Origin of the sequence: Aggregatibacter sp. Marseille-P9115 (genome assembly GCF_920939465.1) — a bacterium.
In the GTDB taxonomy this organism is placed as follows: domain Bacteria; phylum Pseudomonadota; class Gammaproteobacteria; order Enterobacterales; family Pasteurellaceae; genus Aggregatibacter; species Aggregatibacter segnis_B.
In genome coordinates this window covers 734968-749613 of record NZ_OV100759.1, presented here as the reverse complement: position 1 = coordinate 749613, position 14646 = coordinate 734968, and the positions used below count along the sequence as shown (strand labels likewise).

At 41.7% G+C, this 14646-nt stretch carries 15 protein-coding genes; 9 read left to right on the top strand and 6 right to left on the bottom strand.

Features of this window, described 5'->3' with window-relative positions; all coding sequences use genetic code 11:
• Positions 1-52 precede the first annotated feature (52 nt).
• On the top strand, positions 53-1267 hold the full coding sequence (locus LQ983_RS03410) for a pyridoxal phosphate-dependent aminotransferase (protein ID WP_006717107.1): 1215 nt from the start codon (positions 53-55) through the stop codon (positions 1265-1267).
• 92 nt (positions 1268-1359) lie between these two features.
• Here LQ983_RS03410 and fadR read toward each other — a convergent pair whose 3' ends face one another.
• Positions 1360-2085 (bottom strand): fatty acid metabolism transcriptional regulator FadR, encoded by a 726-nt coding sequence (gene fadR / locus LQ983_RS03405; protein WP_230621651.1) that lies wholly within the window; start codon positions 2083-2085, stop codon positions 1360-1362.
• Between the two features lie 187 nt (positions 2086-2272).
• Between fadR and nhaB the strand changes: the two genes are divergently transcribed.
• Complete coding sequence (nhaB, locus tag LQ983_RS03400; RefSeq protein ID WP_230621650.1) at positions 2273-3814, top strand: Na(+)/H(+) antiporter NhaB; 1542 nt, start codon at positions 2273-2275, stop codon at positions 3812-3814.
• 24 nt (positions 3815-3838) lie between these two features.
• A complete protein-coding gene (gene dsbB / locus LQ983_RS03395) occupies positions 3839-4378 on the top strand; it encodes a disulfide bond formation protein DsbB (RefSeq protein ID WP_230621649.1) in 540 nt (179 codons plus the stop codon).
• A 59-nt stretch (positions 4379-4437) separates the two neighbouring features.
• Here the strand turns inward: dsbB and LQ983_RS03390 are convergent, their stop codons facing one another.
• The 3 genes from LQ983_RS03390 to folB are packed head-to-tail and all read right to left on the bottom strand — an operon-like array spanning position 4438 to position 6450.
• The gene (locus LQ983_RS03390) at positions 4438-4584 is read right to left on the bottom strand and encodes a hypothetical protein (RefSeq protein WP_230621647.1); all 147 of its coding nucleotides are present in this window, start codon (positions 4582-4584) and stop codon (positions 4438-4440) included.
• 16 nt (positions 4585-4600) lie between these two features.
• On the bottom strand, positions 4601-6073 hold the full coding sequence (mltF, locus tag LQ983_RS03385; protein ID WP_230621646.1) for a membrane-bound lytic murein transglycosylase MltF: 1473 nt from the start codon (positions 6071-6073) through the stop codon (positions 4601-4603).
• Between the two features lie 23 nt (positions 6074-6096).
• Positions 6097-6450, bottom strand: coding sequence for a dihydroneopterin aldolase (gene folB / locus LQ983_RS03380; protein WP_111306305.1), 354 nt, complete (start codon positions 6448-6450; stop codon positions 6097-6099).
• A 94-nt stretch (positions 6451-6544) separates the two neighbouring features.
• Here folB and plsY point away from each other — a divergent pair, with 94 nt between their 5' ends.
• On the top strand, positions 6545-7141 hold the full coding sequence (gene plsY, locus LQ983_RS03375) for a glycerol-3-phosphate 1-O-acyltransferase PlsY (RefSeq protein WP_109432751.1): 597 nt from the start codon (positions 6545-6547) through the stop codon (positions 7139-7141).
• Between the two features lie 67 nt (positions 7142-7208).
• On the opposite strand, the gene sodA is transcribed toward plsY, so the two are convergent.
• Positions 7209-7853: a superoxide dismutase [Mn] gene (sodA, locus tag LQ983_RS03370; RefSeq protein WP_230621645.1), complete on the bottom strand. Its 645-nt coding sequence runs from the start codon at positions 7851-7853 to the stop codon at positions 7209-7211.
• 146 nt (positions 7854-7999) lie between these two features.
• Entirely contained in the window at positions 8000-10264 is a 2265-nt protein-coding gene (locus tag LQ983_RS03365; protein WP_230621643.1) for an NADP-dependent malic enzyme, read from the bottom strand.
• Positions 10265-10492: 228 nt separating this feature from the next.
• Between LQ983_RS03365 and rsuA the strand changes: the two genes are divergently transcribed.
• The 5 genes from rsuA to LQ983_RS03340 all read left to right on the top strand — a co-directional run bounded on the left by rsuA (position 10493) and on the right by LQ983_RS03340 (position 14643).
• Complete coding sequence (gene rsuA / locus LQ983_RS03360) at positions 10493-11197, top strand: 16S rRNA pseudouridine(516) synthase RsuA (RefSeq protein ID WP_230621642.1); 705 nt, start codon at positions 10493-10495, stop codon at positions 11195-11197.
• Position 11198: 1 nt separating this feature from the next.
• The gene (locus LQ983_RS03355; RefSeq protein WP_230621640.1) at positions 11199-12395 is read left to right on the top strand and encodes a Bcr/CflA family multidrug efflux MFS transporter; all 1197 of its coding nucleotides are present in this window, start codon (positions 11199-11201) and stop codon (positions 12393-12395) included.
• 194 nt (positions 12396-12589) lie between these two features.
• Positions 12590-13225: a cytochrome c biogenesis heme-transporting ATPase CcmA gene (gene ccmA / locus LQ983_RS03350; protein WP_109432779.1), complete on the top strand. Its 636-nt coding sequence runs from the start codon at positions 12590-12592 to the stop codon at positions 13223-13225.
• A gap of 4 nt (positions 13226-13229) precedes the next feature.
• Positions 13230-13895, top strand: coding sequence for a heme exporter protein CcmB (gene ccmB / locus LQ983_RS03345; RefSeq protein WP_230621637.1), 666 nt, complete (start codon positions 13230-13232; stop codon positions 13893-13895).
• A 10-nt stretch (positions 13896-13905) separates the two neighbouring features.
• Positions 13906-14643 carry a heme ABC transporter permease gene (locus tag LQ983_RS03340; RefSeq protein WP_109432756.1) on the top strand — a complete coding sequence of 246 codons (738 nt, stop codon included), beginning with the start codon at positions 13906-13908 and terminating at the stop codon, positions 14641-14643.
• The last annotated feature ends 3 nt before the right edge of the window (positions 14644-14646 follow it).

The window sequence follows — 14646 nt, the reverse complement described above, 5'->3', positions numbered from 1 at the left end:
ACGGGAATTTTTCACAAAATATTTCATTTCTTAATTACTCAAGGTCAAAACTATGGAACGCTTTCCCAAATCAGATAAATTAGAGCACGTTTGTTACGATATTCGCGGACCCGTGCACAAAGAGGCACTACGCCTTGAAGAAGAAGGGCATAAAATTTTAAAACTGAATATCGGTAACCCCGCGCCTTTTGGTTTTGAAGCGCCTGATGAAATTCTCGTTGATGTCTTACGCAATCTGCCTTCAGCACAAGGTTATTGTGATTCCAAAGGGCTTTATTCCGCCCGCAAAGCCATTGTGCAATATTATCAATCGAAAGATATTCGTAGTGTCACTGTGAATGATGTTTACATCGGAAACGGCGTGTCAGAGTTGATTACGATGGCGATGCAAGCACTGTTGAATGACGGTGATGAAGTGTTAATTCCTATGCCGGATTACCCATTATGGACTGCTGCGGCGACATTGGCGGGCGGTAAAGCGGTACATTATTTATGTGATGAACAGGCGGATTGGTTCCCGGATGTGGAAGACATTAAAAGCAAAGTCACCTCACGCACGAAAGCCATTGTGGTAATCAACCCGAACAACCCGACCGGTGCGGTTTACAGCAAAGAATTGTTGTTAGACATCGTTGAAGTGGCACGTCAGAATAATTTAATTATTTTTGCCGACGAGATTTACGACAAAATTTTATACGATGGTGCGGTACACCACCATATCGCGGCATTAGCGCCTGATTTATTAACGGTCACGTTTAACGGTTTATCTAAAGCCTATCGTGTTGCCGGTTTCCGCCAAGGTTGGATGATTTTAAATGGACCAAAAAAACACGCCAAAGGGTACATCGAAGGTTTGGATATGTTGGCGTCCATGCGTTTGTGTGCCAACGTGCCAATGCAACATGCGATTCAGACCGCACTTGGTGGCTATCAAAGCATTAATGAATTCATTTTGCCGGGCGGACGCTTGTTAGAACAACGCAATAAAGCCTATGAATTGCTCAACCAAATTCCGGGAATTAGTTGTACGAAGCCAATGGGAGCGTTGTATATGTTCCCGAAAATCGACATCAAAAAATTTAATATGTATGACGATGAAAAAATGGTGTTTGATTTATTGGCACAGGAAAAAGTCTTGTTGGTGCATGGCCGCGGTTTTAACTGGCATTCACCGGATCACTTCCGCATTGTAACATTGCCGTATGTTCATCAAATTGAAGAAGCCTTAGGCAAATTTGCTCGATTCTTATCCCATTATCATCAATAATGTTTTCCCGAAGAAAAAGCCCCGAATATCCATTCGGGGCTTTTTGTTTAGCATAAAGTGCGGTCATTTTTGGAATGATTTTTAGCTTCGCATTATTCACTAAAATTTTCCGGTAAAAATGCCTGCATATTGGACCACATGACACCACTTTCTTTTCCGTATTGCAAAACACAAGGGACTACTTCATCAATAGCCTCGCGTTGGCAAATATCTTGAAGTTTAGTGTAAAAGCGTTTGGCAAGTGCGCGAGCTTCCGGATTTTGGAAATAAAATAAGCCGATGCGGGAATATAAGCTTTTGAAGCTATTTAAAATTAAGCCATAAACCGGATTATCTGAAGCAAATGCCAAATTGCGGAATACATCGTAGTCGAATTTTGTGTAATCTTCAGCCGTATCTTGCAAGTTATTGAGCGGTTGCAAAATACGGAGTGATTGTTCCTTTGCGCGTTTAAAGGCTTTGGGAATGTAAATCATTGAAATATCAGTGCGCGCTGAGCGCATGTTGGCAATAAGCGAAGGCAATCTTGTGCCATCGAGCTGAATCATGGTCTCTAGAATATTAAGACCCGAGGTTTCCCAAATATCATTGACTTTTGTTGGCTTACCATGTTGGATGCTGAGCCAACCATCACGCGCTAAGCGTTGTAATACTTCACGCAACGTTGTTCTGGTAACACCGATTTTATCGGCAAGTTCACGTTCGGCTGGTAAATCAGAACCTGGGGGAAAATAATTATTCCAAATGCTTTTTACAATATATTCTTCAGCTAAAGCGGCAGGACTTTGCGCCTTCAGAAGAGTCGAGTCATTATGCATAATTGTTCAGTATAAATAGAGGGTAAATTCGCCGTTATTATCGTAGAAACGCCTATACATTACAATTAGATAATTATTTTTTAAATTCATTGACAATATTTGCGATTTTTGACAGAGTTGAACGCGGAATTGCCTCCAATAGCGTAGGTTAAAATATTGTTAATTAAAAGAATTAAGGTCAATTTGTATGGACAATTATCAACAGGCGTTTCTAAAAAACTTTTTGGGCTCGAGTCCGGACTGGTACAAAATAACGATTGTCGCCTTTCTTGTTATTAACCCTATCTTATTTTCAATTTCCCCTTTCTGGGCAGGTTGGTTATTAGTCATTGAATTCATTTTCACCTTGGCGATGGCACTAAAATGCTATCCACTACAACCCGGCGGGTTACTTGCTATTGAAGCGATTTTTATTGGCATGACAACACCAGAGCACATTAAAGCAGAAGTGTTGGCTAACTTTGAAGTGATTTTGCTATTGATGTTTATGGTAGCGGGTATTTACTTCATGAAACAATTATTGTTGTTTGTGTTCACTAAACTTCTTCTTAACATCCATTCTAAATTAGTGCTTTCCTTGGCGTTTTGCTTCAGTGCAGCTTTTTTATCGGCATTTTTGGATGCGTTAACTGTGGTTGCGGTAATCATCAGCGTTGCAATGGGATTTTATGGTGTATACCACAAAGTTGCTTCCGGCGGCACATTCTATGATTCTACCGATATTACGAATGACGAGAGAATCGGCACTCACCATGAAACCTTAGAAGAATTCCGCGCCTTTTTACGTAGCTTAATGATGCATGCCGGGGTTGGTACTGCATTGGGTGGCGTAATGACGATGGTTGGTGAACCGCAGAACTTGATTATCGCAGACCAAGCTGGTTGGAATTTTGTTGAGTTTTTCCTTCGCATGGCGCCGGTGACTGTTCCGGTCTTTGTTTTTGGCTTGCTAACTTGTGTTGCGTTAGAGAAATTTCATTTGTTCGGATACGGTGCAAAATTACCGCAAAAGGTATGGGAAGTATTGGCTGATTTTGATCGCGCTAATATGAAAAAAATGAGTAAACAAGAACGTCTGAAACTCATTGTGCAAGCAATAGTCGGCATTTGGTTGATTATCGGTTTAGCATTTCATTTAGCTTCCGTAGGGTTGATCGGGTTAAGTATTATCATTTTATGTACTGCATTTTGTGGTATTACAAGTGAACATGCTTTGGGTAAGGCTTTCCAAGAATCTTTACCGTTTACCGCACTTTTAGTGGTGTTCTTTACGATTGTTGCAGTGATTATCGACCAAAAACTTTTTGCACCGATTGTGCATTATGTTTTGTCTGCAGAAGAAAGCACTCAACTCACGTTATTCTACGCTTTCAACGGTATCCTTTCTGCTATTTCCGATAACGTATTTGTGGCAACAGTTTATATTAACGAAGCAAAAAATGCGTTGGCAGCGAATATTATTCCACCGCATCAGTTTGAATTATTAGCTGTGGCGATTAATACGGGGACTAACTTGCCTTCCGTCGCAACACCAAACGGACAAGCAGCTTTCTTATTCTTATTGACATCATCGCTTGCGCCACTTATTAACCTCTCTTACGGTAGAATGGTTTACATGGCGTTACCTTACACCATTGTGTTATCGTTGGTAGGTTTATTGGCTGTGGAATATATTTTACCGCCAATGACAATTTTGTTGGCGAATTTAGGCCTAATCATGCCAATTTAACATTTTTTAGGGAGAAAGAGCGCTATGCTAAAATTTTTCAAAACACTTTCCGTACAACGTAGCGGTTGGTTGTTATTGATGATCTCAGCATTGGTGTTGGAAGGGATTGCACTTTATTTCCAATATGGCATGGAATTGCAACCTTGCGTAATGTGCGTTTATGAAAGAGTGGCGTTATTTGGAGTAGCCTTTGCCGGCGTTGTCGGTTTAATTGCGCCACGTTTTTTGATCGTTCGTTTATTGGCGCTATTCATTGCTTTTGTCAGTGCAGTTAAAGGGCTGCTGCTTTCTCTCAAACATGTAGATTACCAACTTCATCCTGCACCTTGGAATCAATGTTCTTATTTACCTGAATTTCCACAAACTTTACCGTTGGATAAATGGTTTCCGGTGTTATTTCAACCGACCGGTTCTTGTGATGATGTGGCGTGGACGTTCATTGGCTTTTCAATGGCGCAATGGATTGTAGTCACGTTTGCCGTTTATTTATTTGTGTTGCTAGTTGTTTTAATTAGCCAATTTAAGCGTCTTGATACAAGGGGGAGAAGACGTTTATTCAAGTAAGGTTCTCTGTTGAATAGATGTAAAAAAATGGCGTCGTAAAAACGGCACCATTTTTTGTTTTAGATATCTTGTACCACGAATTGTAATGCATGGCGGGCAAACAGTTTTGCTTTACGCTGTTTTAAATGCTTTAAACGCAAAGTACGTAGTTGTTGTTGGCGAATAAATTTTTTCTTAGTTGGTTTGAGAAATCTTTTCTTGTGCATGGATGTTTTCCTCTGTTTATCGATTTTCGTGTTGTTTATTTTCATTCAAATCGGAATGTTCTTTCTCTGCATTTTTGATCTCATTATCAGATTCTTGTGTTAATTTCTCGATTTGATTTTGCTGAACGCGATAATAATTCACAATGCTATTCATGTAACGACGAATATTTTCTATGTATTGAAACGCTTCATAGCCTCGTGCATAGCCGTATTTGAGGTTTGAATAGTAACGCTTTTCTGCTAGCAACGGTAAATTCTTTTTGACATCAAGCCAGTTATCCGGATTGCCACCCAAGTTTTTAGTGAGACGACGAGCATCCAGTAAATGGCCTAACCCCATGTTATACGCTGCCAGCGCAAACCAAATTCTTTCTTCCTCATTGATACTGGTAGGCATCTGTTCAAGCAACCAATGTAAATATTCTGAACCGGCTTTGATACTTTGCTCGGGATCGGTTCGATCCTGAATTTTCATATGTTCTGCGGTATCTTTCGTTAGCATCATAATGCCTCGAACACCTGTTGGTGAGGTAGCATCAGGATTCCAATGGGATTCCTGATAGGCGATTGCCGCTAATAAGCGCCAGTCCAAATCACCTTTATGCTTAGTAAAGAGCGGTTCAAATTTTGGAAGAATTGTTTCTATCGCATTTAAATAAGATTTTGCGTCAACATAGTCAAAGTCGCGAAAATGGCTAAAATATTTTTCTTCAATATTGGCAATTAAACCGGAATCGATAGCGCCATTCATGAAATCTAATAAAGCTGATTGCAATTCATTGGATGCGTTATTCGCTAAATACCAATGCACGCTCATTTCATCGGTTAAGTCAAAAGCCACAGCAATTTGTGGCTTAATATGTTGTGCAGCTGAAATATCCAAAGAATTGGCAATTGTATAGTCAATTTTACCATCAGCAACTTGTAATAACAGTTCTTCTTGCGTTTGTTTTTTATCTACCGTCCAGGTTAGATGGGGATTTTTTAGTTTGGTCTCTTTCAGAATATGTTCCAATTCTGCATTATCCGGAATGACGAGTTGACTATTAATTTGTGCTAGTGAACGTGGCCGATTTTCACCTTTTCGATAAGCAATTTGCCAAGAAGCAGAATAATATGACGGTCCCAATTGGAAATGTTCAACTTTATTGGGCTCATAAAAAAGATTGGCCGCCGCAATATCAATAGCATGATCATTTAAGGCAGTGAAAAGTTCTTCACTGTTATTTAACGGTTTGATTTCTAGCTCAACGTTCAAATAATCCGCAAACGCTTTACTGAGTTCATATTCTAAACCGGATTGCCCTTCTGCATTGATAAAGTAAGAAATAGGATTGTTAATAGTACCTACAATTAATTTGCCACGACTTTGAATGGCGTGATAAGGATTTTCTTCCGAAGACATGATTTGTCGCCATGGAAATACCATATCTAGCGCCCATAAGAGCAAGCATATGCCTGCAATAATGCGTAAAAATAAACCTTTCAAATGATCTCTTTCTCTAAAAAATATTAGCGATTCCGCTCAATAATGACACCAACGTTATTGGCTTGTGCAACGGCTTTTGGTTTACTCAATTTGAGTCGAAGTCGACTAATGTTAAATTGACGTTGTAATTGATCTGCCACTTCATTGGCAACCCGTTCGATTAAAAAGAATGGCTTGGATTGCACGTAATCAATGATAAATTGGCTGATTTCGGCATAATTTAACGTGTATTGAACATCATCAGTTATCGCAGCCTGACGCGTATCCCAAGCCATTTCGACATCAAAGATCAGTTTTTGTTTAATTTGTTGTTCCCAATCATAAACGCCAATTTGCGCAAATACGCTCAATCCTTCAATAAAAATGAGATCTTTCATGATGTTCCTATCGTTATCGCTTAAATTTTTGTGGGCTTATACTATCAACTTTGGGTACAATAGACGAACAATTTTTCCACTCCAAGGAAGTCCTATGAGCCTTTTCGCCCTTTTCTACATGTTATTGAGCTATTTACTTGGTTCTATTTCTAGCGCGATTTTATTATGTCGTATTGCCGGCTTACCGGATCCAAGAAAGGCAGGCTCGAATAATCCTGGCGCAACAAATGTATTACGTATTGGTGGACGTTGGATTGCGCTTGGGGTTTTAATTTGTGACATCTTAAAAGGCATGTTGCCGGTTTGGCTCGGTTACTCTTTAGGCTTAACCCAATTTGAATTAGGCATGGTGGCGTTAGGGGCATGTTTAGGGCATATTTTTCCTATTTTCTTCAAGTTTAAAGGAGGAAAGGGAGTAGCAACGGCTTTCGGAGCCATTGCACCAATTGGTTGGGGGGTATTATTTTCTACATTGGGAACTTGGGTTTTCGTCTTCCTCATTAGCGGTTATTCCTCCCTTAGCGCAGTAATTAGCGCATTGTTGGTGCCACTCTATGTTTGGTGGTTTAAACCGGAGTTTACGTTTCCCGTGGCTTTAGTGTGTTGCTTGTTAATTTATCGTCATCACGAGAATATCCAGCGTTTATGGCGTGGTGAAGAAGATAAAATGTGGAATAAGTTTAAAAAGTAGAGGTGAAAAGTAAGAATAAAAAAGTGCGGTCATTTTTGACCGCACTTTTTGTTTTTATAAGCCTTAATTAGTGGTGAACACCGGCTAATGCTTTTTCAAAGCGTTCGTTCGCAAAATCCCAGTTCAGCACGTTCCAGAATTCTTTGATGTAGTCCGGACGGCGGTTTTGGAATTTCAAATAGTACGCGTGTTCCCAAACGTCTAAACCGAAGATTGGTGTGCCTGAACAGCCGGCAAATTCTTTACCCATAATTGGGTTGTCTTGGTTTGCTGTAGAAACCACCGCAAGTTTGCCGTTTTCTAACACTAACCATGCCCAACCGGAACCGAAACGAGTCGCTGCTGCTTTTTCAAATTCCGCTTTGAAGTTTTCGACAGAACCAAAGTCACGTTCGATGGCATCTTTTAGTGCGCCTTGTAACATGGTGCCTTTTTTCAAACTTTTCCAGAATAAGCTGTGGTTTAAGTGGCCACCTGCATTGTTGCGTAATGCTGGGCGTTTTTCAGGTGCAACTTCATGTAAGTGCGCCAATAATTTACCCGGGCAACCACTGGCAAGTTCTTGTAATTCCGGGGAGTTTTCTAACACCGCGTTCGCGTTGTTGACATAGGCTTGGTGGTGTTTAGTATGGTGGATTTCCATGGTTTGCGCATCGAAATGGGGTTCTAATGCGTCATAGGCATAACCTAATTCAGGTAAAGTATAAGCCATAATTTTTTCCTTTTGTTAGAGTAAATTCATGTTTAAAAAACGGGAAAATGATAGCACAAAAATTGATTAAGATCATTAAATGCTATGGTTGATGCATAAAAAAGAAGATGGCAACTAGCCATCTTCTTTATTTTTTGTTAGGCACATTATTGTGCTTTTACCGCAGCAATCGCCACCATATTAATAATACGGCGAACAGAAGCGACTGACGTTAAAATATGCGCTGATTTTTTCAAGCCCATTAAGATTGGCCCAACGGTTGTCGGTGTTGCCGTGCCTTGTAATAGATTTAAGCTGATACGCGCAGCTTCCATATTTGGCATCACTAACACGTTTGCCGCACCTTTGAGTGGGCTGTCCGGCATCACGTCATCACGGAGCTGTTGTGATAAGGCAACGTCACAGTGCATTTCGCCGTCAATGGAGAGTTCCGGCGCTCTTTCTTTCACTAAACGTAAAACGTTACGCATTTTGACCGCACTTGGGGTGTTATTGCTACCGTAATTGGAATGTGAAATTAAGGCAATTTGCGGTTCGATACCAAACAGGCTGACTTCTTTCGCTGTCATGAGCGTAATTTCTGCCAATTCTTCCTCTGTCGGATCGTTGTTCACGAAGGTATCTGCAAGGAACAAGTTGCCTGCCGGTAGCACCAAACCGTTAACGGTAGCGGCAGTATGGACGCCTTCTTGCAAACCAATGACGTTTTTGAGGGTTTTTAAATGATCAGCATAATGTCCTACTAAACCACACAACATGGCGTCGGCATGACCTAAATGTAACAACACAGCACCGATAGCGGTTGGGTTATTAAACATTTCACGTTTGGCAATATCAGGCGTTACGCCTGCGCGTTTGAGCATGTCATAGTAAGTTTTACAGCATTCTTGATAACGTGCGTCATTTCCAATGTTAATTAACTCGAAATCACGTCCCGCCTGGATATGCAAACCGAGTTTTTTAATGCGTTGTTCAATCACGCTTGGGCGACCGAGTAAAATCGGATAAGCGATGCCTAAGGTCGAGATTTCTTGAACAGCGTGTAAAATTCGGGCTTCTTCACCATCGGTTAATAATACACGTTTCTTGTTTTGTTTTGCTTGCGCAAATACCGGCTTCATAAACAAGTTAGTTTTATAAACGAACTGAGTGAGTTGCTCGATGTAAGCATCAAAATCTTTAATTGGACGGGTTGCGACACCGGAATCCATCGCGGCTTTTGCCACGGCTGGGGCGATACGCACGATTAAACGTGGATCGAATGGTTTCGGAATAATGTATTCCGGGCCGAAAGACAATTCGCTGTCACCGTAAGCGGAGGTAACGACATCGCTTTGCTCTGCCAAGGCTAAGTCGGCAATGGCGCGCACTGCGGCAAGTTTCATTTCTTCGTTAATGGTGGTGGCGCTGACATCCAATGCACCACGGAAAATGAATGGGAAACAAAGTACGTTGTTAACTTGGTTCGGATAGTCGGAGCGACCGGTACACACAATGGCATCCGGACGAGCTTCTTTTGCCAATGGTGGCAGAATTTCCGGTTCAGGGTTGGCGAGTGCCAAAATCAACGGATGTGCCGCCATGGTTTTAACCATTTCTTGCGTTAACGTGCCGGCAGCAGAACAACCTAAGAAAATATCCGCATTCGGAATGACTTCCGCTAAGGTACGCTTGCCGTTATCATCGATCGCATAAAGTTTTTTGGTTTCATCCATGCGATCATCACGGTTTTTATAGATTACGCCTTTGGAGTCGCACACGGTGATATTTTCCCGTTTCATACCGAGGGAAACTAATAAGTTTAAGCACGCAATCGATGCCGCGCCGGCACCGGAGGCAACCAGTTTCACGTTTTCAATTTTTTTATCGACAATGCGTAAGCCGTTTAACACCGCTGCGGCAGAAATAATCGCGGTGCCGTGTTGGTCGTCGTGGAAGACAGGAATTTTCATTCTTTCGCGCAATTTACGTTCAATATAAAAACATTCCGGTGCTTTAATGTCTTCCAAGTTAATGCCGCCGAAGGTTGGTTCAAGAGACGCAATAATATCGACGAGTTTGTCTGGGTCATGTTCATTCACTTCAATATCGAATACGTTGACCCCAGCGAATTTTTTAAACAATACGCCTTTTCCTTCCATCACCGGTTTACCTGCTAAAGCCCCGATATTGCCTAAACCAAGCACTGCCGTACCGTTAGAAATTACCGCCACTAAGTTGCCACGAGAGGTATATTTATAGGAATCTGCCGGATCTGCCTGAATGGCTAAACAAGGTGCCGCAACACCGGGGGAATAAGCCAAGGCTAAGTCGCGTTGGGTGGCAAGCGATTTGGTTGGTGTCACTTCAATTTTTCCCGGAATTGGGAATTCGTGGAAATCTAATGCTGCTTTTTTTAGTTGTTCATCCATAAAAATATCCTCTTTTGAATAAATTCAGTTAGAAAAAAGTACCCCGCATTATAATTAAAATAGAAAAGAATTCTGTGACATTTCACACATTATTAACAATTTGTCTGAAGTATGAAATGTTGGTCTATGGTGTTTTAATAAAGTGCGGTTATTTCTTGTGGCGTTTTTCCGTGGGCGAAGGGCGAAAATTAGCGCTATAATGCGCGAGGATTTTTATAAGGAATTTCTATGCGCTTAGATAAGTTTTTAGCGGAAACAACCGGTTTAACCCGTTCACAGGCGGCAAAAGTGTTGCGCCAAAGTGCGGTCACGATTAACGGTAAAATTGAAAAGAGTGGGGCGGCGAAAGTGAGCCCCGATGATGAAATTTATTATGATGGTGAGCGTTTAACTTGGGTGGAAAATGGGCAATACATTATGTTGCACAAACCGCAAGGTTACATTTGCTCCCATGAAGATGGTGATCATCCGACGATTTATCAATTTTTTGATTATCCTTTATCTACCCGTTTGCACAGTGCCGGGCGGTTGGATGTGGATACCACAGGTTTGGTGCTGTTGACAGATGATGGACAGTGGTCTCACCGTATTACGTCACCCAAACACCATTACCCGAAAACCTATTTGGTGACCTTGGCAGATCCCGTTGAAGCGAATTATGCGCAGGCTTGTGCTGAGGGCATTTTATTGCGTGGGGAAAAGGACCCGACCAAACCGGCTGAGTTAGAAATTTTAGATGATTACAATGTAAATTTGACGATCAGCGAGGGGCGTTATCATCAAGTAAAACGGATGTTTGCTGCTTTAGGGAATAAGGTAGTCGGGTTGCATCGCTGGAAAATCGGCAATTTGACGCTAGATGATGATTTAGGTGAAGGGGAATTTCGTCATCTCACTGAGGAAGAAATCGCTTATTTTATAGGAGAGGTATAGTTTGAGTTCAAGCAAAGTCGTTAAAACAAATTTTATTTTCGTTGTTGCTTTAGGTATTTTGTCTATGTTACCGCCGTTAGGCGTAGATATGTATTTGCCGGCATTTTTAACTATTGCGCAAGATTTTGGTGTGACCAATGATCAAGTGCAACATACGTTAACGTCTTTTGCTTATGGTTTAGCACTTGGGCAATTATTCTGGGGCCCGTTCGGTGATAGTTTCGGGCGAAAGCCGATTATTTTGTTAGGCGTGGCGGTTGCCGCTGTTGCCGCCTTAATTCTGACTCAAATACATTCGATTGGAAATTTCACCGCACTTCGTTTCGTGCAGGGGTTCTTTGGTGCCGCACCGGTCGTGTTGGTGGGCGCCTTATTACGGGATTTATTTGATAAAAATGAATTATCCAAAATGATGTCAACCATCAGCTTGGTATTTATGGTTGCGCCATTATTAGCACCGATTATTGGCGGTTATATTGTGTACTTTTTCCACTGGCATGCCATTTTTTATGTTATTGCCTTTATGGGTTTTTTGAGCATTTTATTGGTTTTCTTCGTGATTCCCGAAACACATCATCACGATAAACGTATTCCTTTACGCTTGAATGTCATTGCTCGAAACTTCATGGCATTGTGGAAACAAAAACAAGTATTGGGTTACATGTTTGCCACCTCTTTTGCTTTCGGTGGTTTGTTTGCTTTCGTGACAGCAGGCTCCATTGTCTATATCGGCATTTATGGTATTAAACCGGAAAATTTTGGTTATTTTTTCATGCTGAATATTGGCATTATGACATTCAGTTCCTTTCTGAACGGGCGTTTAGTTGGTAAATTCGGGGCGGAAACCATGTTGCGTTATGGGCTTGGTGTTCAATTTTTCGCCGGTGTTTGGTTGATGGGTGTCATCCTATTTGATTTAGGGTTTTGGTCAATGGCATTAGGTATTGCCGTATTTGTTGGGCAAAACCCGTTGATCTCTTCTAATTCCATGGCGTCTATTTTAGAAAAATTCCCTAATGCGGCAGGTTCGGCAAATTCGATGGTGGGCAGCGTTCGTTTTGGTATTGGCGCCGGTATTGGCTCGTTAATTGCGTTAATGCCTACAGACAGTGCATTGCCCATGTTATTAACGATGGGAGCCTGTTCGCTTGTATCCGTTCTTTTCTATATTTTTTTAACGGCGAAAAACCTTAAATAATCACCCGGCCACATTCGGTCGAATGTGGCTTAAATTCATTGATGATACCTATTCTCATTCTTGATAAAGACGTAAACTTGTTCTAAGTCAAAAAGTGGTTAAACTACCACTAAATGGTTATGTTATTTAACCCTGCCATTTAATTTCCTTATGATAGAATGCCCCGCAAAAATAAGTCTGTGAAACAATCTGTTATGGTAAATCAATTAATTCTCGAAAATCTCGCTTGCCAACGTGGCGATAAAGTCCTTTTTCAACACTTGAATTTACAAATTCAGGCAGGAGATTTTGTGCAAATTGAAGGGCATAACGGCATTGGTAAAACCAGTTTGCTACGCATTGTTGCAGGCCTTGCTTCACCACTGGAAGGAAAAGTGCGGTGGAATTCTGAAGAGATTACTAAACAGCGTGAAGTTTTCCATTATGATTTGTTGTATTTGGGGCATCAGAGCGGCATTAAGCCTGAATTGACTGCTTGGGAAAATTTGCGCTTTTATCAACAAATCGGGCATTGCCGTCAGGGGGATGATTTGTTGTGGGAGGTATTACAAACGGTCGGTTTGCTTGGTCGAGAAGATATTCCTGCTGCACAACTTTCTGCCGGACAGCAAAAACGTATTGCGTTGGCTCGTTTGTGGTTATCAAAAGCGCCGTTATGGATTTTAGATGAGCCATTTAACGCTATCGATAAAAAAGGGGTGGCGGTTTTGACCGCACTTTTTGAGCAACACGCACAAAATGGCGGTATTGTGATATTAACCAGCCATCAAGAAGTGCCGAGTGCTCGGTTGAAAAAAATCAATTTAGAACAGTTTAAGTGTACAGAGTGACGGCATGATCTTTTGGAATATTATTAAACGCGAATTACAAATTGCCATGCGCAAACAGGCGGAGATTCTTAATCCGTTGTGGTTTTTTCTTATCGTGATTACCTTGTTTCCATTGGTTATTGGACCTGATCCGAAACTGCTTTCCCGTATCGCGCCCGGTGTGGCTTGGGTGGCGGCGTTGTTGTCAGCGCTATTGTCGTTTGAACGTTTATTTAGAGATGATTTTATTGACGGTTCTTTAGAACAGGTCATGTTGACGTCTCAACCATTCGTATTAACGGCGTTGGCGAAAGTGCTGGCGCATTGGTTATTAACAGGCTTGCCGTTAATTTTATTATCGCCTATTGCAGCATTATTGCTGTCATTGGAAATATCAATTTGGTGGGCACTAGTTCTGACATTATTATTGGGCACACCGGTATTGAGCTGTCTCGGTGCTATTGGTGTGGCGCTTACGGTGGGGTTGCGTAAGGGCGGTGTGCTGTTGAGTTTACTAGTTGTGCCGCTGTTTATTCCAGTGCTTATTTTTTCCGCGTCGGTGTTAGATGCCGCCGGATTAAATTTACCTTACGGCGGGCAATTAGCCATTCTTGGTGCGATTTTAGCCGCTGTAGTAACATTATCTCCTTTTGCCATTGCAACGGCATTACGAATTAGTTTAGATCAATAGAGGATAGTTTATGTGGAAGTGGTTGCATCCTTATGCAAAATCGGAAACTCAATATCAATTATGCGGTAAGTTCAGTCCTTATTTTGCGGGTCTGACGGCGCTGTTATTAGTCGTCGGTATCGTGTGGGGTATCGCATTTGCGCCTGCGGATTATCAACAGGGCAATAGCTTCCGCATCATGTATGTACATGTGCCGACAGCAATTTGGTCCATGGGGGTTTATGGCTCCATGGCGGTTGCGGCATTAGTTGCACTTGTGTGGCAAATTAAGCAGGCACAATTGGCAATGATTGCTATGGCGCCTATTGGGGCATTATTTACTTTCTTGGCGTTGGTGACAGGTGCCATTTGGGGAAAACCAATGTGGGGTGCTTGGTGGGTATGGGATGCCCGTTTAACCGCTGAATTAATTCTGTTTTTCTTATATTTAGGCGTGTTGGCATTGTATTCCGCTTTTCAAGATCGCAATGTCGGCGCAAAAGCCGCTTCTGTCTTGTGCCTTGTTGGTGTGGTGAATTTGCCGATCATTCACTTTTCGGTGGAATGGTGGAATACCTTACATCAAGGTGCAAGTATCACAAAATTAGAACGACCATCTATTGCTACACCAATGTTGCTGCCGTTGATTTTATGTATCTTTGGTTTCATGACGTTATCCATTTGGTTGACGTTGGTGCGTTACCGCAACGAATTATTGAAAGAAGATGCTAAACGCCCGTGGGTAAAAGCATTGGCTGAAAAATTTTAGGTT

What these genes read in the sequence shown, in the direction of transcription:
- LQ983_RS03410 (WP_006717107.1), top strand. Translation starts at nt 53, where the DNA reads ATGGAACGCTTTCCCAAATCAGATAAATTAGAGCACGTTTGTTACGAT.
- fadR (WP_230621651.1), bottom strand. Translation starts at nt 2,085, where the DNA reads ATGCATAATGACTCGACTCTTCTGAAGGCGCAAAGTCCTGCCGCTTTA.
- nhaB (WP_230621650.1), top strand. Translation starts at nt 2,273, where the DNA reads ATGGACAATTATCAACAGGCGTTTCTAAAAAACTTTTTGGGCTCGAGT.
- dsbB (WP_230621649.1), top strand. Translation starts at nt 3,839, where the DNA reads ATGCTAAAATTTTTCAAAACACTTTCCGTACAACGTAGCGGTTGGTTG.
- LQ983_RS03390 (WP_230621647.1), bottom strand. Translation starts at nt 4,584, where the DNA reads ATGCACAAGAAAAGATTTCTCAAACCAACTAAGAAAAAATTTATTCGC.
- folB (WP_111306305.1), bottom strand. Translation starts at nt 6,450, where the DNA reads ATGAAAGATCTCATTTTTATTGAAGGATTGAGCGTATTTGCGCAAATT.
- plsY (WP_109432751.1), top strand. Translation starts at nt 6,545, where the DNA reads ATGAGCCTTTTCGCCCTTTTCTACATGTTATTGAGCTATTTACTTGGT.
- sodA (WP_230621645.1), bottom strand. Translation starts at nt 7,853, where the DNA reads ATGGCTTATACTTTACCTGAATTAGGTTATGCCTATGACGCATTAGAA.
- LQ983_RS03365 (WP_230621643.1), bottom strand. Translation starts at nt 10,264, where the DNA reads ATGGATGAACAACTAAAAAAAGCAGCATTAGATTTCCACGAATTCCCA.
- rsuA (WP_230621642.1), top strand. Translation starts at nt 10,493, where the DNA reads ATGCGCTTAGATAAGTTTTTAGCGGAAACAACCGGTTTAACCCGTTCA.
- ccmA (WP_109432779.1), top strand. Translation starts at nt 12,590, where the DNA reads ATGGTAAATCAATTAATTCTCGAAAATCTCGCTTGCCAACGTGGCGAT.
- ccmB (WP_230621637.1), top strand. Translation starts at nt 13,230, where the DNA reads ATGATCTTTTGGAATATTATTAAACGCGAATTACAAATTGCCATGCGC.
- LQ983_RS03340 (WP_109432756.1), top strand. Translation starts at nt 13,906, where the DNA reads ATGTGGAAGTGGTTGCATCCTTATGCAAAATCGGAAACTCAATATCAA.